General features: G+C 62.8%; 21 protein-coding genes. 5 read left to right on the top strand and 16 right to left on the bottom strand.

Annotation, left to right across the window (positions count from 1 at the left end):
- Positions 1-67: 67 nt before the first annotated feature.
- From V7M64_RS12920 to V7M64_RS12885, 8 genes are all read right to left on the bottom strand, one after another.
- Positions 68-1,819 carry a DUF885 family protein gene (locus V7M64_RS12920; RefSeq protein WP_333679612.1) on the bottom strand — a complete coding sequence of 584 codons (1,752 nt, stop codon included), beginning with the start codon at positions 1,817-1,819 and terminating at the stop codon, positions 68-70.
- 23 nt (positions 1,820-1,842) lie between these two features.
- Entirely contained in the window at positions 1,843-3,489 is a 1,647-nt protein-coding gene (locus tag V7M64_RS12915; RefSeq protein WP_333679582.1) for a SulP family inorganic anion transporter, read from the bottom strand.
- A complete protein-coding gene (locus V7M64_RS12910; RefSeq protein WP_333679580.1) occupies positions 3,486-4,100 on the bottom strand; it encodes a ParB/Srx family N-terminal domain-containing protein in 615 nt (204 codons plus the stop codon). Before V7M64_RS12910 ends, V7M64_RS12915 begins: the two co-directional genes overlap by 4 nt.
- 214 nt (positions 4,101-4,314) lie before the next feature.
- Positions 4,315-5,019, bottom strand: a complete 705-nt coding sequence (locus V7M64_RS12905) for a YafY family protein (protein ID WP_333679578.1) — start codon at positions 5,017-5,019, stop codon at positions 4,315-4,317.
- Positions 5,020-5,140: 121 nt separating this feature from the next.
- Entirely contained in the window at positions 5,141-5,767 is a 627-nt protein-coding gene (locus tag V7M64_RS12900) for a glutathione S-transferase family protein (protein ID WP_333679577.1), read from the bottom strand.
- Positions 5,768-5,790: 23 nt separating this feature from the next.
- Positions 5,791-6,195 (bottom strand): GFA family protein, encoded by a 405-nt coding sequence (locus tag V7M64_RS12895; RefSeq protein ID WP_333679576.1) that lies wholly within the window; start codon positions 6,193-6,195, stop codon positions 5,791-5,793.
- A 24-nt stretch (positions 6,196-6,219) separates the two neighbouring features.
- Positions 6,220-6,483, bottom strand: a complete 264-nt coding sequence (locus V7M64_RS12890; protein WP_333679574.1) for a hypothetical protein — start codon at positions 6,481-6,483, stop codon at positions 6,220-6,222.
- Positions 6,484-6,494: 11 nt separating this feature from the next.
- Positions 6,495-7,115 (bottom strand): DJ-1/PfpI family protein, encoded by a 621-nt coding sequence (locus V7M64_RS12885; RefSeq protein ID WP_333679572.1) that lies wholly within the window; start codon positions 7,113-7,115, stop codon positions 6,495-6,497.
- Positions 7,116-7,264: 149 nt separating this feature from the next.
- Between V7M64_RS12885 and V7M64_RS12880 the strand changes: the two genes are divergently transcribed.
- Positions 7,265-8,281 (top strand): class 1 fructose-bisphosphatase, encoded by a 1,017-nt coding sequence (locus V7M64_RS12880; RefSeq protein WP_333679571.1) that lies wholly within the window; start codon positions 7,265-7,267, stop codon positions 8,279-8,281.
- Positions 8,282-8,390: 109 nt separating this feature from the next.
- On the opposite strand, the gene V7M64_RS12875 is transcribed toward V7M64_RS12880, so the two are convergent.
- The gene (locus V7M64_RS12875; RefSeq protein ID WP_333679570.1) at positions 8,391-9,269 is read right to left on the bottom strand and encodes a 2OG-Fe(II) oxygenase; all 879 of its coding nucleotides are present in this window, start codon (positions 9,267-9,269) and stop codon (positions 8,391-8,393) included.
- A gap of 150 nt (positions 9,270-9,419) precedes the next feature.
- Positions 9,420-11,477 (bottom strand): M3 family metallopeptidase, encoded by a 2,058-nt coding sequence (locus V7M64_RS12870; protein ID WP_333679569.1) that lies wholly within the window; start codon positions 11,475-11,477, stop codon positions 9,420-9,422.
- A gap of 103 nt (positions 11,478-11,580) precedes the next feature.
- Between V7M64_RS12870 and V7M64_RS12865 the strand changes: the two genes are divergently transcribed.
- A complete protein-coding gene (locus V7M64_RS12865; RefSeq protein WP_333679567.1) occupies positions 11,581-13,347 on the top strand; it encodes a patatin-like phospholipase family protein in 1,767 nt (588 codons plus the stop codon).
- 9 nt (positions 13,348-13,356) lie between these two features.
- Positions 13,357-13,893 (top strand): gamma carbonic anhydrase family protein, encoded by a 537-nt coding sequence (locus V7M64_RS12860; RefSeq protein ID WP_333679566.1) that lies wholly within the window; start codon positions 13,357-13,359, stop codon positions 13,891-13,893.
- Positions 13,894-13,979: 86 nt separating this feature from the next.
- Here the strand turns inward: V7M64_RS12860 and V7M64_RS12855 are convergent, their stop codons facing one another.
- The 4 genes from V7M64_RS12855 to V7M64_RS12840 all read right to left on the bottom strand — a co-directional run bounded on the left by V7M64_RS12855 (position 13,980) and on the right by V7M64_RS12840 (position 18,109).
- Positions 13,980-14,498, bottom strand: coding sequence for a hypothetical protein (locus tag V7M64_RS12855; protein WP_333679565.1), 519 nt, complete (start codon positions 14,496-14,498; stop codon positions 13,980-13,982).
- A 139-nt stretch (positions 14,499-14,637) separates the two neighbouring features.
- Positions 14,638-14,934, bottom strand: a complete 297-nt coding sequence (locus V7M64_RS12850; RefSeq protein WP_333679563.1) for a hypothetical protein — start codon at positions 14,932-14,934, stop codon at positions 14,638-14,640.
- A gap of 104 nt (positions 14,935-15,038) precedes the next feature.
- On the bottom strand, positions 15,039-16,811 hold the full coding sequence (locus V7M64_RS12845; RefSeq protein ID WP_333679562.1) for a peptide-N4-asparagine amidase: 1,773 nt from the start codon (positions 16,809-16,811) through the stop codon (positions 15,039-15,041).
- A 149-nt stretch (positions 16,812-16,960) separates the two neighbouring features.
- Complete coding sequence (locus V7M64_RS12840) at positions 16,961-18,109, bottom strand: alcohol dehydrogenase catalytic domain-containing protein (RefSeq protein WP_333679561.1); 1,149 nt, start codon at positions 18,107-18,109, stop codon at positions 16,961-16,963.
- 99 nt (positions 18,110-18,208) lie between these two features.
- Here V7M64_RS12840 and V7M64_RS12835 point away from each other — a divergent pair, with 99 nt between their 5' ends.
- Complete coding sequence (locus tag V7M64_RS12835) at positions 18,209-18,577, top strand: MerR family transcriptional regulator (protein WP_333679560.1); 369 nt, start codon at positions 18,209-18,211, stop codon at positions 18,575-18,577.
- Positions 18,578-18,658: 81 nt separating this feature from the next.
- Here V7M64_RS12835 and aroE read toward each other — a convergent pair whose 3' ends face one another.
- Positions 18,659-19,495 (bottom strand): shikimate dehydrogenase, encoded by an 837-nt coding sequence (gene aroE / locus V7M64_RS12830; RefSeq protein ID WP_333679559.1) that lies wholly within the window; start codon positions 19,493-19,495, stop codon positions 18,659-18,661.
- 124 nt (positions 19,496-19,619) lie between these two features.
- Positions 19,620-19,742: a hypothetical protein gene (locus tag V7M64_RS12825; RefSeq protein ID WP_333679558.1), complete on the bottom strand. Its 123-nt coding sequence runs from the start codon at positions 19,740-19,742 to the stop codon at positions 19,620-19,622.
- A gap of 455 nt (positions 19,743-20,197) precedes the next feature.
- Here V7M64_RS12825 and V7M64_RS12820 point away from each other — a divergent pair, with 455 nt between their 5' ends.
- Positions 20,198-20,455, top strand: a complete 258-nt coding sequence (locus V7M64_RS12820; RefSeq protein WP_333679557.1) for a hypothetical protein — start codon at positions 20,198-20,200, stop codon at positions 20,453-20,455.
- The last annotated feature ends 98 nt before the right edge of the window (positions 20,456-20,553 follow it).

Raw genomic sequence — 20,553 nt, 5'->3', positions numbered from 1 at the left:
GCTGACTCTCCCGATAAAGTTTAAATGCATACTACTTCATCTGTGAAGTTCGTGCCAAGGCCCCCATTTATGGCTGATGCTTGGCGCAATCGCAGCCGGGATCCGGCTCCGGACCGCCTTCGGCAATAAAACGGTCGATGCGCTGCGCCAGCACCGGCAGCGGTACCGAGCCGATGGACAGCACCGTATCGTGGAAGGCACGCAGATCGAACTTCGGCCCCAGCGCCTTCTCGGCCTTGGCCCGCAAATCAAGCATCTTCAAATAACCCAGCTCGTACGATAGCGCCTGTCCCGGCCAGCTGATGTAGCGGTCGACCTCGTTGGCGATCTCGCGATCGGAAAGCGCCGTGTTTTCGGTCATGTAGTCGATGGCCTGCTGGCGGGTCCAGCCGAGGTGGTGGATGCCTGTATCGACCACCAGGCGGCAGGCGCGCCACATCTGGTAGGTGAGATAGCCGAAGCGCTGGTAGGGCGTCTTGTAGATGCCCATCTCGTTGCCGAGATATTCCGCGTACAGCGCCCAGCCTTCGCCATAGGCGGAGATGTAGCTGTTGCGGCGGAACGCGGGCTGGTCGTGCTGTTCTTCGGCCAGTTCCAGTTGCAGGGCATGGCCGGGATACGACTCGTGCAAGGTCAGCGCCGGCATGTTGTAGAGCGGGCGCGATGGCAGGTCGTAGGTGTTGACCAGATAGACGTCCGGACCGCCGCGCCCGGAGGTGTAATACGGCGCGATCGCATCCGGCACTGGCTCGATGGTGAAGCGCGAACGCGGCAGGTGGCCGAAGAACTTGCCCAGCTGGCCATCCACTTCCTTGGTGACCCACGCGGTCTTGTCGAGCAGCTCCTCTGGCGTCTTGGCGTAGAACTGCGGGTCGGTGCGCAGGAAATGCAGGAAGTCGGCGAAGCTGCCCTTGAAGCCGGTGGCATGCAGGGTGTCGAGCATCTGGGCGTGGATTTTTTCCACCTGCTCCAGGCCGATCTTGTGGATGGCGTCAGGGTCCAGATCGAGCGTGGTGTATTCGCGGATCTGTTGGCGGTAGTAATCCTTGCCGTCGGGCAGGGCTTCCGCCGCCAGCGTGGTACGCGCTTGCGGCACATATTCCGTGCGGAAAAAAGCGAGCAGCTTTTGATAGGCCGGAATGACGGCGCGGTTGATCTTTTCGCGCGCGTCCGCCTGGATCGCCGCCGCCGTCACCGCTGGAATGCTCGATGGCATGTGCTGCAGCGGCTCATAGAAAGAGGTTTGCGTGGGGTCTTTCGCATCGGCGACGGCCGCGATGGAAACATCGCGTCCTGCCAATACCGCCTTCGGCACGCTGAAGCCGCGCTTCAAGCCCGCGCGCATGTTGGCGATTTCCTGGTCGAAATACGCGGTCACCTGGCCCAGTCGATCGACATACCGGCGGTAGTCGGTCTCGTTATGCAGCGAATCGGCGCCCAGGTCGCCGTCGAGTTCGCTCCAGAATGCCGAGTCGCTGTTGAACGGCATCTGCCATTGCTTGAACTGCTGGTCGGCGATGAAATTGCGGATCTGCTCGCGATAGATGGCGTAATTCACCTGCTGCGCGGGCGAAAGCTCCTTCGGGTTGATCGCCTCCAGCTGGCTCATGACTTTTTGCCAGTAATCGAGCCGCTCTTGTTGGCGCCTGGCATCGACCTGGTCGAGGCGGCCATTGTTCGGCTGCCCTTCGCCGGAAGCGCTCACACCGGCCTGTCCGGTACGCCAGGCCCATTCCTGCTCGTAGAGATGCTTGAAGCGTGCGTCCGCGCTGGATTGTTGTGCGAAGGCCGGCACGGTCAGCAGCAAGCCTGTGACCATGCAACCGATACGGATGGCGTGTTTCACTGCGTTTGATTCCCTGTGGAAGACATGGCGGCCATGGAAGCCGACACGGCATCTTCCACGCTCCAGCTGTCCAATGCCTGTGACGAAAGCTGGGGCAGGGCGGCGCGCAGCAGCAAGGCGCGTGTTTCATCCTTCACGCGGGCCACGCGCAAGGCGACACCGCGCGCCTGCAACCAGCTGGAAAAGTCGCCCAGCGATTCGAGCGCTGTGCTGTCCAGGTCGGGCGATGCCTCCAGGCTCAACACCACCTGCTGCACGTCGCTGCGTGCTTCGATCTGCTTGCGCGCAAGCGCCATGACGGCTTCGGCATTGGCGAAGAACAGCGGTTCTTCCGGGCGCAGGATCAGCATGGCCATCGGTTGTACCGCCTTCGGGTGCTGCGCGATGTCGACGAAATCATGGCTCCCGGCAAGCCGGCCAAGCACACTGACGCGCGCCGAAGCGAGTTGGCGCAGCAGCAGGACCAGGCTGAAAGCGATCGCGAATAGCAAGCCATTGAGGATGCCCACCGACAACACCGCGACCACCGCAGCCAGCGCCAGCAGACGATCACGCTTCCATTGCAGATACGGGTGAAAGACCGACAGGCGCCACGACTTGCTTACCGCATGAATCACAATCGCGGCCAGCACGGCGAGCGGAATGCGTTCGATCCAGCGCAACAGCAGCAACACCATCAACAGCACGGTGGCCGCGGCGATCAGCCCTGCCAGCTTCGATTGCGCGCCCGCCGCTTCATTGGCGGAAGTGCCGGAATAACCCGCGCCCACCGGCACGCCCTGGCACAAGCCGCTCAACACGTTCGCCACACCCAGTACCAGCAGGTCGCGATTCGGCGACCCCGTGTCGTTGTGCTTCAACGCAAAACCGCGGATCGAGCTGTACGACTCGGCATACAGGATCAACAGCAAAGCGGCCGCCAGTTCCGCGCTCGGCAGCCATTGGCCGCTGGATGGCCACATCGGCATGCCGATGCTCATCTGCAAATGGATTGCCCCGGTAAGCGGTACGCGATGTGCCGCCAGCCAGTCGGAAGCGGCCACGCCCAGTGCAATCACCAGCAAGCTGCCCGGCAGGCGACGCAAGCGCTCGCAGGCATACAGCACCAGCAGCGCGAGCACTCCTGTGAGCAAGGTCAACGCGTGAACCTGCCCGGAGGTGCGCACCAGAGTCACTATCAGCAAGGGCACGAAATCGCCGCGCAAATCCGGCCAGCCGCCCAGATGCGGCAGTTGCTTGAGCGCGATGACGATCGCCAGCCCGAACGTGTAGCCGCGCAACACCGGCCGCGCGATCAGATGCGACAGGCCACCCAGGCGCGCGGCACCCGCGATGAGGAAACATCCGCCACCCAACAGCACCAGCGTGGCGGCTACTGCGACCCGATTTGCGCCTCCGCCGGCCAGCAAAAGCGTGCCCGCTGCCAGCACCGCTGCCGAGGACGATGTGGACGAGACGATCGCGAAACGGCTGGTACCCAGCAATCCATAACAGACCAGGCCGACAAACAACGCCACCACACCCGCTTGTGGCGGCATGCCTGCTATCCCGGAGTAAGCAACAGCCTCCGGTAACAGCAAACCCGCGATCCCCAGGCCGGCCAGCACGTCGGCGATGCGGGCCGACGAGGTGGCAGCGCTCATGGGATCTTTCCGCTCCAGCCAGGCAAATAGGCAGCTTCATGCGAATGGGCGAGCAGCAGGGCGTCCTGCAACAGCTTGGGCGTCACGCGATCGCCCTTGAGTTTGAGGTTGCGCCGATAGAATTCCGCCCACAGGAATTCCGAATAGGGCGTGGCGTCTTTGGCATAGCCGCCGCCAGTGCGCACGCGCGCAGCCAGGGCGCGATAAGGATCATCGGCCAGGTCGGTGAGGTTGCGCGGAATCGCGTCGTATTCCTGCCGCTGGCCGTGTTCGTTGTACGGATGCGCCCAGCGGTTGAATTCCATGGTGCGCCAGAACACGTCCGCGTCCAGCCAGGAAAAATCGCGCTGGATCATTACCGGCACTGCCTTGACGCCTTCCTCGCACAGGGCAAGGCCAAGGTGATGGTGATCGACGATGAAGACCTGATGCTTCGGCCCCAATACGCCGGGAAACCAGTGCGCGGCGAGCAGCTCCTTGCGTTTCTTCTTGCCTACCTTTTCCCACTGCGCGCGTTTCTCCGCTACTTCCGCCTTGCCCACGGTCATCTGGGTAGGGCGCAGCTTGGCCGGCGCAATCGACAACAGAGGATGACGCACGCCTGACGACATGGGGATGCTCCTGCGATGGCCCTGGTTGGCGCAGGGTAGCGTAAGAGCACAGGCGTTGGTTGAGCTATCCCGCACTGATCCCCATGGCACTCACTTGAGGTGGGACGCTCGATGTTCGCGAGGAACTGTTTGCTCCCCAGCATGCGGGGAGGGAGAAGATCACTGTGAGCGTGACGTTTCGTGGCTGGAATTAGTGCATTGACGCTAACCAAACCTACTCAAGGCCCGAGTAATAGCCGCGCATCGCCTGCATGTAGGAACCCAGGTCACGATCCGGCGCGCTCTGGAATACCTCGCCGGTCTTGTCCATGCGGTCGATGCGATCCGGCCGGAAATTGCGGAAATCCTTGCGCAGCCGGCACCAGGTGCCGAGTGTCCACTTGCCGCCCCAGAACGCCAGGCATAGCGGTTCCACCTCGCGTTCGCTGGCGCGGCCCGCCTCGTCTTTGTAGAGCAGGCGCAACACATGCTGCGCTTCGATCGCGGCGTGCAATTGGTCGATGCGTTCGGCAAACGCGGTGGAATGCTCGTCACGCCAGATCGGTGCGTAGATGCGCGTGCGTGACGAACGCTCGCGCAGTTCCGGCGGCAGCACCGCCTCGATCTTCATCAGCGCGGCTTGCGCGCCGGCAGCCAGTTTCTCACCTGCGAACGCACGGACGAATCGCGTGCCGACCACCAGTGATTCGAGCTCTTCGGCGGTAAACATCAGCGGAGGGATGTCCGAGCCCTTGCGCAGCATGTAGCCGACGCCGGCCTCGCCTTCGATCGGTACGCCCGAGAGCTGCAGGTCCGCCACGTCGCGATAGACCGTGCGCAGCGATACCCCCAGCGTTTCCGCGAGCTGGCGCGCCTGCAGCGCGGTACGTCGACCGCGCAGGGCATTAATGATGAGGAAGAGGCGGTCAGCACGACGCATCCATGCATGATCGCCCAGGTTGAGCTTGCGGGCCAGCGTCCGAAGTCATGCAGGCCCGTCGCAACGGGTGAGACATGGCTATGCGCGACGAATGAAAACATGCCCATGGCCATCGACCATCTCACGCAGCCTGCTGCGCCAGGAATTCAGCATCGCGGGCGGCGACGCGCTGCATGGCCGGGCGCGTGACCACGCGATCGATATAGGCGCGGATCTGCGGCGTTTCCGGCACCAGCTTGAACAGGGTAGTCCAATGCAAAGCGCCGCCCCATAGCACGTCCACCGCGGTGAACCGCTCGCCGAGCATGTACGGCCCTTTGGCCAGTTGCAATTGCAAGGTGTTGACGACATCGTCCCAGGTGCCATAGGGCGACGTGGAAGGTGGCGCCGGTTCGCGATTGAGCGAGCGATCGACCAACGCCGGCTCGAAGCACGAGCCATAGAACACCAGCCAGCGCAGATAAGCACCACGCAGCGGATCGTTGATCGCCGGTGCCAATCCCGCCTCCGCATACAGATCGGCCAGATACATGAATATCGCCGGCTGCTCGGTAATCAGCACGTCGCCATGCCTGATCGCGGGTACCTTGCCCATCGGGTTGATCGCCCGATAATCCGGCTGGCGCGACTGGCCGGCCTTGAGGTTGACCAAGTGCAGTTCGTAATCGGCATTCAATTCTTCGAGCAATGAAAACGTGCCGCCCGAACGGCTGTTGGGTGCGTGATAAAAAGCGATCTTGCGATTCATGTCGTCACCTTTGAACTGGAGGTTTATAGATGCCGCGTTTCAGCCGGCGCGTTTTGCCAGTTGTTGTTGCGGCCATCGGAAAAATGCATCGGCGCCTCGATAAGCTCCGCCGGTTCGACGTCGTCCAGGCAGAACACGTTGACGAAGTAGAACTCGCCGCCGAGCACGTCGAGATTGCCCTTGCCGAACGGCCGGACGCCGCAATGCTTGCAGAACAAGTGATGCATGCTGTGGCTGCCGAACTGATAGTCGGAAAGCTCGTCTTCGCCACGGATGAGCCGGAATGCATCCGGCTTCACGATGACGCCCCACTGCCGTGCCTTGCTGCAGATGGAGCAATTGCACCGTCCCGTGCCTTGGGTGAGGTCGATATCCGCTTCGAGCTTGACTGCGCCGCAATGGCAGCTGCCGTGATAGGTCTTTTGCATGACGATTCCCGAATAGTGGATGGGTTATGCGCCGCTCAAGCCACCCGACGGTTCGTCCGTCGAGCGCATGTGCAAGCTGGTGGAAGCAGCGGCCGGCATGACCAGCACGCGCTTGCGTTGCGGATCGAACGCCGGTGTGAGTTGCACGATCCGGTCGCCCTTTTCCGGTTTCTTTTCCTGCTTTTCCTGTGGCACGGGCAGGCAATATTGGCCGTCCATCAGCAGGCCTCGCAGATACATCGGCCGGTACGCGGCCAACACCCGATCAATGAAGCGATTAGTGCTCATCACCTAACCCCTTACGCTGCGCGAACGACTTCGATGGGTTGGCCGGCAAACCACGGTGGCGGCACGGCATGCTTGAACAGGCGATACCAGTGTTCGCGGTCGCTGGTGTTGTACAGGTCCAGCGTGTGGATGATCTCCCGCGCAAACTCGATGCTGCCCAGGTGGTTGGCCGTGATGACGCCGCCATCGCTCACGGCAAGTACGTTGGCGTCGTACTGATCGTGGCCCGTGTAGGCCGGCGCTTCGCGACCGATCTGTGCCGGCCAGTTGCCGGTGTGGCGGCAATGGTCGAGCAAACCGGCACGCGCCAGCACCGGCACGCCCTGGTCGATGGCAGCCACCGGTGCACCAGCTTCATAGACGCGCCGTGCGACGGATGCCGCCTGTGCAAGCTGCGTGGACAACCACAGGTGCCCACCTGGCAGGATCAGCAAGGCGGCGGCATCCAGATCAAGCTCGTCCACACTGACGTCGGGCAACACCTGCAAGCCGCTCATCGATGTAACTGCATCGCGCGTGAAACCGGCGCTACGTACTTCCCATTCCCCCGGGCGGCGGATTTCAGCCAGGGCCAACGCCACCTGCCAATCCGCAAACCCTTCGAACACCAGCACATATATCGTGTCGCGCATGATCGTCCCTCCTTTTCGATGGTGGGAGCTTGCGCCCCTGCTACTGCCAGCGTGTTGTCAGCAGGAGCCTGCGGGCCGGTTCAGCCCGTCGACTGGCTTCCGCAAGCCTGAGTCGTGACAATGGCGGCCCCTTTTCCAGCAGGTTCGCCATGAAGCCCATCTCGCTGATCCAGTTCCTGATCGAAGAACGCCGCGCCGGCCACGTCAACGCCGAACTCACCTTGCTGATCGAAGTGGTCGCGCGTGCGTGCAAGCGCATCGCGGTGGCCACCAACAAGGGCGCCCTCGGCGGGGTGCTGGGCGAGGCGGGCACCGGCAACATCCAGGGCGAAGCGCAGAAGAAGCTGGACGTGATCTCCAACGAAATCCTGCTGGAGGCCAATGCCTGGGGCGGCCAGCTCGCCGCATGTGCATCCGAAGAAATGGAAGATCCGCAACCGATTCCCGACATGTATCCGAAGGGCAATCACCTGCTGCTGTTCGATCCGCTGGATGGCAGTTCCAATATCGACGTGAACATTTCCGTCGGTACCATTTTCTCGGTGCTGCGCTGCCCGGATGGCGTGACCCATCCCAAGGCTGAGCACTTCCTGCAACCCGGCACCACGCAACTCGCTGCCGGTTATGTGGTATATGGCCCCGCCACCGTGCTGGTGCTGACGTTCGGGCACGGCACGCACGAGTTCACGCTGGATCGCGAAGTGGGCAGCTTCACCCTCAGCCGTCGCGATATCCGCATTCCTGAAGAAACGGCCGAATTCGCCATCAACATGTCCAACCAGCGCCATTGGGAACCGCCGATGCAGCGCTACATCGGCGAATTGCTTGCCGGCAAGGATGGCCCGCGCGGCAGGGATTTCAATATGCGTTGGGTGGCCTCGATGGTGGCCGACGTGCATCGCATCATCACCCGCGGCGGCGTGTTCTTTTATCCGCTGGATGCGAAGATCAAAAGCAAAGGTGGCAAGCTGCGCTTGATGTATGAAGCCAATCCAATGGCCTTCATCGTCGAACAAGCCGGTGGCGCCGCCACCACCGGACGCGAGCCCATTCTCGGATTACAGCCGACAGGCTTGCACCAGCGCGTGCCGGTGTTTCTCGGTTCGAAGAACGAGGTGGAGGTCGCGACGCATTACCACCTCGAGGCCGATGGCGCGATGTCCTGATCGTCGCTTTTGTAGGTTGGGGTGAGGCAACGCCGAACCCCAACATTCCCGCACTTGCAGGTCCCGTTGGGGTTCGGCTTCGCCTCACCCCAACCTACAAAAGGAGCAACTACGCGGCGGCTTCACCGTAGCGGCGCTGGCGCATCCACTTGGTGACGATCCATTTCTCGCCGCGCGTCACCGGCGAGCCACCATGCAGAGTGAGCTTGTCGAGCTGGTTCTGGCTGTTGGTGTACTCGAAATAGACGGCTGAACCTTTTTTTGGCACCACTTCCATGCCAATTTCGGGAAAGATGGTGGTGCCACCCTCTTCCACTTCGTTCAAATACATCACCATGGTGGAAACGCGCTGGCCGCCGATGGTCATCTGCACCTGGCTGCCGGGATCTTCCGGCGGAAAGTAATCGAAGTGCGGCTTGTATTCGCCGCCAATGCCGTAGTGCAGGATCTGCAGGCCTTCGCCGTTTTCGACTGGCCAGTTCATCACTTCGGAAATGCGCCGATCCAGGCGCGCGATGAAGGGGTCGGCATTGAGGGGGAAGAAGGTGCCTTCGCTGCTGCGATCGGAGATGACTTCGTGCTTACCGGTAAGCGGATCGACCGTGGTGGAACGACGCATCTTGTCGGCGGAGCGGCGGATCAGTTCATCGCATTCTTCTTCGCTCAACACGCCGTCGAGCACGGCGATCATCGGACGAATCACGCGCGTGACCACACGCACGTCGCGATCGGAAGTACGGATCAGGTTGCCGGCGTGGAGCCGCGGCTTTTCATAGACGTAGCCGACGGCAGGTTGGGCTTGCGGTTGCGGCTTCGTCGTTGCGACAAAGGGACCGCTCATGACGCCGTTGACCGCTGCGCGCGCGAACACCGGATCGAAATGATTGCGCACCATGTCGTCGATCAGCGACTGCGGGGCACAGCCGCGGGAGAGGTTTTCCTGGATCCAGTTGTGCCATTCGGGCGGCAGGTGCGTCATCGCATTCATTGCAGAGTCCTCAGGTCTACAGCGCTGTCGTTCGGTAGCGGTCTGCGCCGCCGATGGTCGCAGGGCGGCTCGGTGGCGATTGTGAACCTGTTGGCCCGATCAGTGCGAGAGGAGAAGCCCCTCTCCCGAAGGGAGAGGGGAGCAAGCCGGTCACGCCAAGCCGTGGCTGCGCAGCAGGGCTTCCGGTTCCGGCCTGCGGCCGCGGAACGCAATAAAGCTTTCGATCGCCGGCCGGCTCGCGCCTACCGCGAGGATTTCGCGGCGGAAGCGCTCGCCGGTAGCCGGATCGATCACGCTCTGCCCGTCGCGCGCGCGTTCCTCGAAAGCGCCGAACGCATCCGCGCTCAGCAACTCCGCCCACAAGTAGCTGTAGTAGCCCGCCGCATAGCCACCCGCGAAGACGTGGGTAAACGCATGCGGAAAACGCTGCCATGCCGGCGGATGCAATACGGCCACCTCATGGCGCGCCTGCTCCAGCACCTCGAGTGTGCGTGCTCCCCTGGCGGGTTCGTATTGAAGATGCAACAGGAAGTCGAACAGCGCGAATTCGAGCTGGCGAACCAGGAACAGGCCGGCATGGAAGTGCCGCGCCGCGAGCATGCGTTCGAACAGTTCGTCGGGCAGGCGCTCGCCGGTTTCCCAATGCCTGGCAAACATATCCAGCGCTTCGCGATTCCAGCCGAAGTTCTCCATGAACTGGCTGGGCAGTTCCACCGCATCCCATTCCACGCCGTCGATGCCGCCCACGGAAGGCAGCGGCACCTCGGTCAGCAAATGATGGAAGCCGTGACCGAACTCATGGAACAAGGTCAGCACGTCGTCGTGCGTGAGTAGCGCGGGGCGGCCTTCGGTCGGCGGCGCGAAATTGCAGGTGAGGAAGGCCACCGGCAATTCCAGATGCGTATCGTCGTCGAAGCGTGCACGGCACACGTCCATCCATGCACCGCCGCGTTTGCCGCTGCGCGCGTAGAGATCGATATAGGCGCCGGCAAAGATGTGTCCGTCGGCATGGGCGACGTCGTAGTAGCGCACGTCCGGATGCCACACGTCGATGCCGTCGCGTGGCTTCAGCGTGATGCCGTAAAGCTTCTGCACCAGGCCGAACAAGCCGTCGATCACCGCCGGCAGGGGGAAGTACGGCTTGAGCTGTTCCTCGTCCAGCGCGTACTGCTTCTGCCGCAGTTTTTCCGCTGCGTAGGCAACATCCCAGGATTCGAGGTTGTCGAGTTTCAGTTGCTCGGCGGCAAAATCGCGCAGCGTAGCAAGTTCTTTCTGTGCCACCGGCTTGGCGCGCGCGGCAAGATCGCGCAGGAAATGCAGCACTTCGTCCGGTGCGGAAGCCATCTTGGTGGCCAGTGATTCTTCCGCCGCGTCGTTGAAGCCAAGCAACTGGGCTGCCTCGTGGCGCAACGCCATGATCTTGTCGATGCGCGCCGTGTTGTCGTACTTGCCGGCATGCGGTCCTTGATCGGAAGCGCGCGTCTGATAGGCCCAGTAGACGCGCTCGCGCAGGCCGCGATTGTCGGCATAGGTCATCACCGCTTGCACGCTGGGTTGCTTGAGCGTGACCAGATAGCCTTCCAGGCCTTTTTCCTTCGCGTACTGGCGCAGCACGGCACGGCCCGATTCGGGAATGCCGGCCAGATCGCGCTCGTCGGTAATGTGTTCCTGCCATGCGTCCGTGGCGTCCAGCACGGCGTTGGAGAATTCGGTGGAAAGCTTGGACAATTCCACGCCGATATCGCGGAAGCGCGAGCGCGCGGGTTCTTCCAGCGCGACGCCGGAGAGCCTGAAATCGCGCAAGGCATGTTCGACCAGGGCGCGTTGCGCGCGGGAGAGTTCGGCGAAATCCGGGGCATCGGCTATCGCTTGCACGGCAGCGTAGAGATCGCGGTTCTGTCCGACTTCGATCGAATAGTCGGTGAGCATTTCTTCGGCCGGTCCGTAGACCTTGCGCAGCGCTTCGCTATCGGCCACCGAGTGCAGATGCGAGACGGGCGACCATGCGTGCGCGATGCGCTGGTCGAAACGTTCCTGCGGCAACATTACGGATTTGAAATCGTGCGGGGCACCGGGTGCGGTCAGCGCGGCGATGCCGGCGCGGCTGTCGGCCAGCAGGGTTTCCACCGCAGGCAGCACGTGCTCGGGTTGGATCCGGGAGAACGCCGGGAGTGCGCTGTCGGCCAGCAGGGGGTTGTCTTGGCTCATGGTTTCGCTCCTTACAGGCCTGGAAGGGTGCTGGCGCTGCGGGCCGAAATCAAGCCGGATGAAACGCATACGGTGTCATCACGCCCGTCGTACCATCGCGCGCATGCTACCTGCCGACGTTCACACCCTGATCGGTCGTGTCCCGCTGTTTTCGCACCTGACGGATGCACAGCGGGCGACACTGGCCGGCTATCTGCGCTGGATTTGCCTGCCTGGCGGCCAGTCCCTGTACCGGGCTGGCGAAGTGGCCGATGCGCTGTATCTGTTGCGCAGCGGCAGCCTGGGTGTATTCGACGGCGCTACCGATCTGGTTCGGCAAGTCGCGGCGGACGATTGCGTCGGCGAGATCAGCCTGCTGGGCGGCGAGGCGCTGCGCTACAACGTGCGTGCGTTGCGCGATTGCGAGTTGCTGCGTCTGGATCATCAGCATTTCGAGCAGCTGATCGAACACCATCCACGCGCGATGATGGGCATGGCGCGGCAGGCGGTGGATCGGCTGATCCGGCGCGAACGCCACGTGGAACCGCCGGACAAGCCGCGTACCTTTGCGATCTTGCCGGTCGACGAAGCCGTTCCCGTGCGCGGTCTGGCGATGCAGCTTGCGCAAGCGCTGGAGGCCTTCGGCAGCTGTGTGGTGATCGATGCCGAGCACGGCGCCAACCGCGGCAGCGACTGGTTTGCAGAGCGCGAATCCCAAGTGCGTTTCGTGATCTATCTGGACAGCACTGGCGATGCGTCCTGGCGCCTGCGCTGCCTGCGCCAGGCCGACGTACTGCTGCTGCCCGCGCTGGCGGCCCAGCCGGCCACGCCCTGGCCGGAAGCGGCGCCAGGGCATCCGGCGCGCGTGCGGCATCGGCCGCGGCATCTGTTGCTGATCCATCCTGCGCACCGCGTGCTGCATGGCGCAGCACGACGTTGGCGCGGACAGTTCAGTGGCGACCTTCATCATCACCACATCTGCGGCAACGGCGATATTCCACGCATCGCACGCCTGATCAGCGGCCATGCACGTGGACTGGTGCTGGCCGGCGGCGGTGCACGCGGCCTGGCGCACCTGGGCGCGCTGCGCGCATGGCAGGAGACCGGACACGACTTCGATGCGATCGGCGGCACCAGCATCGGCGCCATCATCGGCGCGGGGCTCGCCAACATGTGGAGCGTCGAGGAAATGATGCGCGTGTATTACGAGGCCTTCGTGCGCGGCAAGCCGCTATCGGATTGGACGGTGCCGCTGGTGGCGCTCACGCGCGGACGGCGCGCGGCGATCATGCTGCGGCGCGCGTTCGGGGCGATCGATATCGAGGATCTGGAGCGCCCCTTTTTCTGCGTCACCACCAACCTTTCGGGCCAGGGCAAGGTAGTGCATCGACATGGGCCGCTGTGGCTATGGCTGCGTGCGAGCAGCTCGATTCCCGGCATTCTGCCGCCGGTGCTGCACCACGGACAGGTGTATGTGGACGGCGCGCTGGTCGACAACCTGCCCACCGATGTGATGGCGGAGGACGGCATTGCGCACATCACCGCCGTGAGCATCCGCGCCGATATCGAACTGCGCGCCAAGACCGAGGAGTTCGCCACGCCGCCATGGTGGCGCTTGTGGCTGCGCCAGCGGCGCGGCGTCGGTTGGCCGCCGCTGGTGTCCACGCTGACCCGCGCGGCGATGGTGAACAGCGAGGAGACCAGCGAACGCTGCCGCGCGCAGGCCGATGTGTTGATCACGCCGCCGCTGGAGCACGTGGGCATGCTCGATTGGCGCGACTGGCAATTGGCGGTGGATTCCGGCTACCAGGAAACGTTGCGCGTGCTGGAAGAACAGCAACGCCATCCATCTCACACGAGCGATACGGCACAGCTCCCGCTCGAAGGCTAAACTGGGCGCATGAATTCCTTGCGTCCCTTCAAGGGCATCCTGCCCACTCTCGGCGCCCGCGCCTATGTCGATCCGGCCGCCACCGTCATCGGTGACGTTGTGCTCAACGATGACGTTTCCATCTGGCCCGGCGCGGTACTGCGCGGCGATGTGAACCACATCCGGGTCGGCGCGCGCAGCAATATCCAGGACGGCACCATCGTGCACGTGACGCACGATGGCCCGTATTCGCCGGGCGGCTTTCCCACGGTTATCGGTGAAGGCGTCACCATTGGCCACGCCGCGGTGATCCATGCCTGCACCATCGAGGACTACTGCCTGATCGGCATGCACGCCATCGTGCTGGACGGGGCGGTGATCAAGCAGCACGGCTTCGTCGGCGCCGGCAGCGTGGTGCCACCGGGCAAGGTGGTGGGCGAGGGCGAGCTGTGGCTGGGCAATCCGGCCAAGCGCGTGCGTCTGCTGACGGACAAGCAGATCGAGCAGCTGCATTATTCCGCCGATCACTACGTGCGCTTGAAAGACGTCTACCTTGCCGGGGGCTGATGCTGCGTAGTCTGGGATGAAATCCCAGCATTCAATGCGCAAAGAAGCTGGGAGGTCATCCCAGACTGCGCGGCAATGCAGCGTCGCTAATTTCCGCCGGCCTGTTGCGCCTGGATGCGTGCCGCTTCGGCCTCATGCTTGCGCCGCTCGATCACCCGCTGTGCATCGAGCACGCTACCGAGCAAGGCGAGCTTGTAATTGTGCGGATCGTATTGGCGCAACAGGGAAAGCTCGCGCTGGGCTTCATCCAGGCCGCCACCGTTGATGGTGCTTTCCACCACGTCGCAAGCGGGCTTGAACGCTTCGCGCAGGCGCTTCTGCGCGATGGCGTCGTTGGGGTCGAGCTGCAGCACGCTGAAATAGAACTCATACACGTTGCTGCCGACCGGGGACACCAGGCGTTGTTCCCGGTAAGCCCTGTCGGCCAGATCCAGCATCACACCCACTTCGCTGCCATCGTTGGCCGTGTGACCCGCAGCCTCCTTGCCGCTCGTTTGCGTACGCGCATACCAAAGGCCGCCGCCGATCACTAACAGCAGCACCGCGCCAAGCACGAGGAATAGCAAACCGCGCCGGCTCGCAGTGAGGGAAACGGAAGAAGACATGCTGACCTGCGCTTTAAATCCTGGAGCAACTGCCGCCTGACAAAAAAGGACGGCACCCTGTCGGGATCAAGTTAACGCGGTAACGTGTCAGCAAAATGACTCAAGCTTTCGAATATGACAGCTTGAGTACAAGCGATCCTCAGTGGAAGTCGCCGCCGATGATGTGCCCGTCTTTATCCAGGTTCGGGAAGAAGCGCGAGTTGTCGTAGCGGATTTCCATCGTGCTGATGGTGCCGGGCAACATGAGTTGCACGCCCGGGTACATCTTCTTGAATTCTTTCTGCGTCGGATGCGTGTTGATGAAGTTCTGGAACGAGGCCATATCCGAAACGCCATGCCTGTCCACCGGTGTGCCGTCCGGACGCGTGCCTCGATGGCAGCCAGCGAGGGCAACGGCCACGCCAAGAACGGAGAGGGCAAGCAGACGGGTACGCATCGGTAAGGGCTCCAGTGAGCGGCAAGCTCAAGTCAGATGCCGGCAAACCTAGCATGCCGGCGCCCCCTCAGACCATTGCAGGGGGCGCCATGTTCACGCGTTGCTTACCAGGGCAGCAAGCTGTCGCCCAGGTAGGGCGAGCCATCCGGATGCGCAAACCACAACACCCGGTTTTGCCCGCCGGGGCAACCCTTGCCGGTGCTGTAGGCCGTCACCAGGTTGTTCGCCGAGCTGACACTGCCGCGATAGCAGCCGCCCAGTGAATCGTTGAACGCAAAGTCTTGCGTTGCCTGCTGGCCGCTATGGCTGACGATCTGGAAGTTGCTGTTGAGAACCAGCGTGTCGGAACCCGCAATGTGGTTGTGCACGTCCGACGAATAAAGCGGGAAACCGCCGAGCCTCAGGCCGGCGTGCTGGTCGTAGCCCTGCTTGATCGAGGTGAGGATCGAATAATCGCCGTTCGATTCGATCGTCTCGTTGGTGTCCACATGCAGCGGATAGCGGAATCGCGCCTCATATTCGCCGCTCAGGAAATTGCCGATGCGGCTGCGGCTGACGCCCTCCACCTTGGTGAGCTGGTCGCTGATCTGGTGGAAATCGTTCGCGGTGATGTCGAAGGTTTGCGTGTCGGCGAAACTCACCGTCTGGTCGACCGTGGTGGTGACGCGACCATGCGAAGTGTTGACGTAGCCTTCGATCACGAAATGCCGGCTGAGATCGGTGGTGACGGCGCCAGTGACGTTGCCGGACGAATCCTGCTGCAGTGTGCTGCCGATGGTCGGCGTGGGCGGCTGGTTGGCCAGCGTGTTGCGCACCACGGCGCCACTGACCTGCTTCGCGCCTTCATCCTGATACACCAGCAAGCTTGCGGTGGTGGAGAAGTAGCTGTTCGCGCCTTGTACGTTGACCGCTACGGTATGCGGCGAGCCGTTGCTGAGGACGCCGGCGAACGGCGTCAGATCCACGCGATAGGGCATGAAGTTCAGCGTCTGCACGCCGGGCGTCGGTTTCCAGATGTAGAGGTCGATGCCGCCGGTATAGATCCACGGATACACCGGCGCCACGCCCGCCGCCTGGCCATCGATGCTGACTTCGGCTTCGCGGAAATTGCCGCCGCCGCATTCCTCCGCTTCCGCGGCGTACTGGTCCGGCACGCAGGTGTACCAGAACTCGTCGTTGCTCTGGCTCTGCGTGAACACGTCCAGGTAAGCGCGTTCCACGTTGCTCGGCAACGTCAGCGTGGCCGCCATCTGGCTGCTGGAGTTGTTCAAGGTGACGGTGCTGCCTACCGGATCGCTACCCAGCGGATACACCGCATCCGGCACGCGCGGCGCAGGCGCCACCACCGACGCCGGATAGAACAACAGCCGCGCACTGCCATGCAGCGAGCTCGTGTACTGGCTGTTGACGATGTTGCCGATAAACACCTGCCCGTTGCCGGCAGTGCGCAACAGCGCGCTGTAGTCGGTCAGATCGCGCTCCACATGCCAGCTGCGTTCTTGGGTGGAACCGGGCTCCTGCGTGGTGCCGAAATAAAGATTGACGCCGCTCAGGAAAATGGTGGCCGTGCGATCGAACTGCACGCCGGGGTCGATCGAGAAATCGCCCTCCAGCACCACCTTCGACCAGCGCGTGCCGCAGCCGGCGGGCGGCGTGTAGCTGAAAGGCCGCGGGCTGTAGTCATTGAACGTGTCATTGCTGAAAAGCTGCACCACGCACGGCTGTCCCGGCGGACGCGGCACGGTCGGATCGGCGACCATGACGTTGCCCGAACCGACAGGACTGCTGTTACCCGGTGCCGCCTGCGCGACACCACCCAACACCAAGGAAAGCCCGGCGACGGCCAGGCAACGACTGAAACACCCCTTCGGCAACATGGTGCAACTCTCCCCACAAGTGATGCCCCCCGTCCGCCAAAACTAGCATGGCGTTTGTTTTGGAAGTGCCAAATTTGGCGACTGTCAGGAGTGTCACGCGGCGTCTTTGCAGACAATGCGCCCTTGGGGCGGGAAGCCGTCGCCAACGCTCAGCTGTTGCCAAACCGCGCATACGGTTCACGCGCGACGATCACCTTCGTCGTCCGGGTGGTGAAAGCATCCGGCGCGTCCTCCCAATCGGCGATCAGCGTCGCGACCTTGAGTGGATCGAACAGGCCTTGCCGCACCAGTTCGATGACATCGGGCAGGTCGCGACGTGGATGCGATATGCCCACGTGCAACGTCGCGCTGTTGGCATACATTTGCATCAGGGGCAGCCCAGTCTGCCGGGCGAAATAGAACCCTGTCGCTGTGCAGTGTCCGCCTGGCGCGAGCGAACGCAGCGCATAGCGCAGCCCAGCCGTGGTGGAGCTGGCATCCACGGAAACAAGATAAGGGCCATGCACGCGTGGCGCGTGACGGTTGAACCAAGCCGCTCCGCGCTTGCTTTCTATAACGCTGGCGCCGAGTGTTTCGGCGATGCGCAACCGCTCAGGATCGTAGTCAACGTAGTCCACCCGCGACGCGCCAAGCGCCACCGCCATGCCGGCGGCATAAAGCCCGATACTGCGCGCGCCACCACCCACCACCAGCACCGGTGCGCCTGGTTGCTGGGCAAGTGCCGGACCGACACTGCGCCAGGCGTCAGGCATGTTGTCGCTGGCGCTGGCCAGCTTGAGCGGCTCGATATCGGCGGGCACCGGTACCAGCATGGCGTCGGCGAATGGTACGCGCAGCAGATCGCAGACCGTTCCGCCCCATGGACCCATCGATGCGCCAAAACCATAGCCGGAGAGCAACGTACTGCCCGCCCGCGTGCAATGGGAGGTATGTCCGCGATGGCAGGTCGCACAACTGCCGCACGATATCGACCAGGGCACGATGACGAGCTGGCCTTTTTGGATGTGCTTGACGTCTTCGCCGCGCTCGACCACCTCGGCAATGCATTCGTGCCCGATCGCAAACGGCTTGCCATAGGGATACGGCCCAAGCAGCTCCGGTACCAGCGGATCGAAATAATGCAGCGCGACGCCCGCTCGCAAAGCGGTGGTCACATGATTGAAGATCGGCAAGTTATCGCCATCGCAGCGCGCGGCAATCACCGGCCGCACCAGGGCCTCCCCGGAACCACCCAACGTCGGCGACGCCACCGACCGCCACGCCACGCGCCGAGTCTTGATAAACGCCAATTCCCTCATATACCGCTATCTGTTGTGACATTGGGGGCAGTCTAAAGTCGGGACCTGGGTCCCAGGTCAAGCACATTGAAACGGCCAGGACAAAAATGAGGAGCGGGCATGAGAACGGGAGTATTGGTTAAACGTGCGGGCGTCACGCGCGACACGCTGCGCTATTACGAACGGGAAGGACTGATAACGCCACCGGTACGTTTGATGAATGGCTACCGCGATTATCCGGAACAAGTACTGGAAGAAATCCGCTTCATCCGATTAGGCCAGTCCGTGGGCTTGCCGTTGCAAATCATCCGCCGCGCCATTCCTTATCTGGTCGCGCCACGGCCTGGCTGCCAGGAACTGCGCGCGGTCTTGGAAGCACAAATGCGTGCGCTGGACGAACAGATGGACGCGCTGCGCCTGGCGAAAGCCCGGCTCAGCAAATGGCTTCTCGCCAATCGCGCCGCAGCGATCGACACAGCCTCGGCATGAGGCTTGGCTGCTTTCAACGCTTTGAGACAGGCGATGCAAACGGCAATACGTTCGGATCCGCTCGGCACGCCATGCTCCTGCTCACGAACCTTGCGCGCGCAACGCCTGATACACCGGCTCCGTGTCGGGCCGCTTGCCGTGCCACAGTTCGAAGGCGTCGGCCGCCTGCTCCACCAGCATGCCGAGGCCGTCATACGCATAGCGCGCACCGGCGGCACGGGCCCAAGCCATGAAACCGAACGCGGATTTGCCGTAGCCCAGGTCGTAGCAGCTGGCGCGTGAGCCAACCAGCGAGAACGGCAGGCTGAGTGGCTGGCCGAGCGTGCCGGCCGAGGTGGCATTGACGATCAGGTCGAAGCTGCCGATGTCGGCGAGATCCTTCCAATAACGGGTATGCACGCGCGCCGGTTCGCCGATCGCATCAGCGAGGGCGTCGGCGGCTTCGGGCGAACGGTTGACGATGGTCAGCGTCTGCACGCCTGCTTCGAACAACGCCCAGGCTACGGCGCGGGCTGCGCCGCCGGCACCTAGCAACAGGGTGTCGTGGCCACGCAAATCGAGATCATGCCGATCGGTAAGGTCGCGCACCAACGCGGCACCGTCTGTGTTATGGGCGGATAGACGTCCATCTGCCAGGCGCGTAAGCACGTTGGCGATACCTGCCCGCTTGGCCGCTTGCGTGTGTTCGTCGGCCAATGCGAAGGCGGCGGCTTTATGCGGCAGGGTTACATTGGCACCGCGGCTGTCTTCGTCATGGAAAAATTGCTTGACGGCTTCGCTGAAGGCTTCCGGTGCGGCGTCGATGGCGCGGTAATTCAGCGCAATGCCGAACTGCCCGGCGAACGCCTGGTGGATTTGTGGCGACAAGCTGTGCGCGATCGGATGGCCGAAGACGGCGAAGTGCAAAGGTTGGGGCATGCGGCAGCTCCTGCGTGGGCGGCCATTGTATGCGCTTAAGCCCGCGGCAAATACTTATGGCGCCCCAAACCCCAATGTCGCCATAGACCCGATACCCGTCATTCCGGCGAAGGCCGGAATCCAGTTAAAAGCGGCGTGCGCAGCACACGACATAAAGGTAGCGTCCGTCGAAGCCGAACGGCGACAACGCCGAATATTGCAGGCCATTGCCGCGGTCCTCGTAACCGCCGCTGTTGGTCAAAGCCACCCTGGTCCGTAGCGCCGCGCCGCGTGGCGGGACGCAATGCATCGTTGCCGTCGTTGATGGCCGGATGCGGAAAGTCGAGCGAGGGTAGAAGACGGTTGAGCGCGGTGTCCAGAGCTCCGGCACCGGTCGATGCCAGGTCTTTCGGTGACAACACATCGATGGGTGCTGGTGAATCATCCACCGTGCGAGTTGTACTGCGTGTGTCGGTAACGACGACTTGTTGCAGTTGCTTGGTGTCGTGGTTGTCTTGCGTGCTGCTGGTCGTGGTGTCTTGAGCATGGACTCACGATGCGCACAGCAATGCGGACGTCACTGATAACCACAATGCATGCCGTCGAAACGACGCCGTATCCAAACCAATAGGCATGACTTACCCCTCCCCGCCGTTAGAGATCGCAAGCTATGAGACGAACCCGGGGCAAGCTGTTTCCATCGCGCAGCCCTTGGAGTTCGCCATGCAAAACCCATCGATCGACCCCAGCCGTCATCCGCGCCTGCTCGCCACGGCTTTGCTTTGGTTGTTCGGCGGCAGCCTGCTGCTTGCCACGACGCTGGTGCCTGCCCGCACCGACTTGCTCGGCTGGACGCCGTTCTTCTGGCTGTTCGTTGCGCCACTCGCGGTGGCGCTGACGTTGGAACCGCGTTTGCCCAGACAACTGCTGAGCCTGCGCAAGCAGCGTCGTCGCAGCACCTCGCAGTTGATCTGGAACTGAGTCCGCTTGGCAGTGGAGCCGCTGCGGCGTGGAGCGCCGCGGCAGGGATGATCGCCGGCTGGAAGGGAGTGGTCGCGGCTTGGCGGTCAGCGCGAGGG

This window comes from Dyella sp. (assembly GCF_036746095.1).
Classification (GTDB): domain Bacteria; phylum Pseudomonadota; class Gammaproteobacteria; order Xanthomonadales; family Rhodanobacteraceae; genus Dyella_B.
The sequence above is the reverse complement of the archived record's forward strand: the minus strand, read 5'-3'. Positions and strand labels throughout refer to the sequence as shown.

Excerpts from the sequence above, each read along its gene's own strand:
- V7M64_RS12920 (WP_333679612.1), bottom strand. The coding sequence starts at position 1,819 with ATGGTCACAGGCTTGCTGCTGACCGTGCCGGCCTTCGCACAACAATCC.
- V7M64_RS12915 (WP_333679582.1), bottom strand. The coding sequence starts at position 3,489 with ATGAGCGCTGCCACCTCGTCGGCCCGCATCGCCGACGTGCTGGCCGGC.
- V7M64_RS12910 (WP_333679580.1), bottom strand. The coding sequence starts at position 4,100 with ATGTCGTCAGGCGTGCGTCATCCTCTGTTGTCGATTGCGCCGGCCAAG.
- V7M64_RS12905 (WP_333679578.1), bottom strand. The coding sequence starts at position 5,019 with ATGCGTCGTGCTGACCGCCTCTTCCTCATCATTAATGCCCTGCGCGGT.
- V7M64_RS12900 (WP_333679577.1), bottom strand. The coding sequence starts at position 5,767 with ATGAATCGCAAGATCGCTTTTTATCACGCACCCAACAGCCGTTCGGGC.
- V7M64_RS12895 (WP_333679576.1), bottom strand. The coding sequence starts at position 6,195 with ATGCAAAAGACCTATCACGGCAGCTGCCATTGCGGCGCAGTCAAGCTC.
- V7M64_RS12890 (WP_333679574.1), bottom strand. The coding sequence starts at position 6,483 with ATGAGCACTAATCGCTTCATTGATCGGGTGTTGGCCGCGTACCGGCCG.
- V7M64_RS12885 (WP_333679572.1), bottom strand. The coding sequence starts at position 7,115 with ATGCGCGACACGATATATGTGCTGGTGTTCGAAGGGTTTGCGGATTGG.
- V7M64_RS12880 (WP_333679571.1), top strand. The coding sequence starts at position 7,265 with ATGAAGCCCATCTCGCTGATCCAGTTCCTGATCGAAGAACGCCGCGCC.
- V7M64_RS12875 (WP_333679570.1), bottom strand. The coding sequence starts at position 9,269 with ATGAATGCGATGACGCACCTGCCGCCCGAATGGCACAACTGGATCCAG.
- V7M64_RS12870 (WP_333679569.1), bottom strand. The coding sequence starts at position 11,477 with ATGAGCCAAGACAACCCCCTGCTGGCCGACAGCGCACTCCCGGCGTTC.
- V7M64_RS12865 (WP_333679567.1), top strand. The coding sequence starts at position 11,581 with ATGCTACCTGCCGACGTTCACACCCTGATCGGTCGTGTCCCGCTGTTT.
- V7M64_RS12860 (WP_333679566.1), top strand. The coding sequence starts at position 13,357 with ATGAATTCCTTGCGTCCCTTCAAGGGCATCCTGCCCACTCTCGGCGCC.
- V7M64_RS12855 (WP_333679565.1), bottom strand. The coding sequence starts at position 14,498 with ATGTCTTCTTCCGTTTCCCTCACTGCGAGCCGGCGCGGTTTGCTATTC.
- V7M64_RS12850 (WP_333679563.1), bottom strand. The coding sequence starts at position 14,934 with ATGCGTACCCGTCTGCTTGCCCTCTCCGTTCTTGGCGTGGCCGTTGCC.
- V7M64_RS12845 (WP_333679562.1), bottom strand. The coding sequence starts at position 16,811 with ATGTTGCCGAAGGGGTGTTTCAGTCGTTGCCTGGCCGTCGCCGGGCTT.
- V7M64_RS12840 (WP_333679561.1), bottom strand. The coding sequence starts at position 18,109 with ATGAGGGAATTGGCGTTTATCAAGACTCGGCGCGTGGCGTGGCGGTCG.
- V7M64_RS12835 (WP_333679560.1), top strand. The coding sequence starts at position 18,209 with ATGAGAACGGGAGTATTGGTTAAACGTGCGGGCGTCACGCGCGACACG.
- aroE (WP_333679559.1), bottom strand. The coding sequence starts at position 19,495 with ATGCCCCAACCTTTGCACTTCGCCGTCTTCGGCCATCCGATCGCGCAC.
- V7M64_RS12820 (WP_333679557.1), top strand. The coding sequence starts at position 20,198 with ATGCAAAACCCATCGATCGACCCCAGCCGTCATCCGCGCCTGCTCGCC.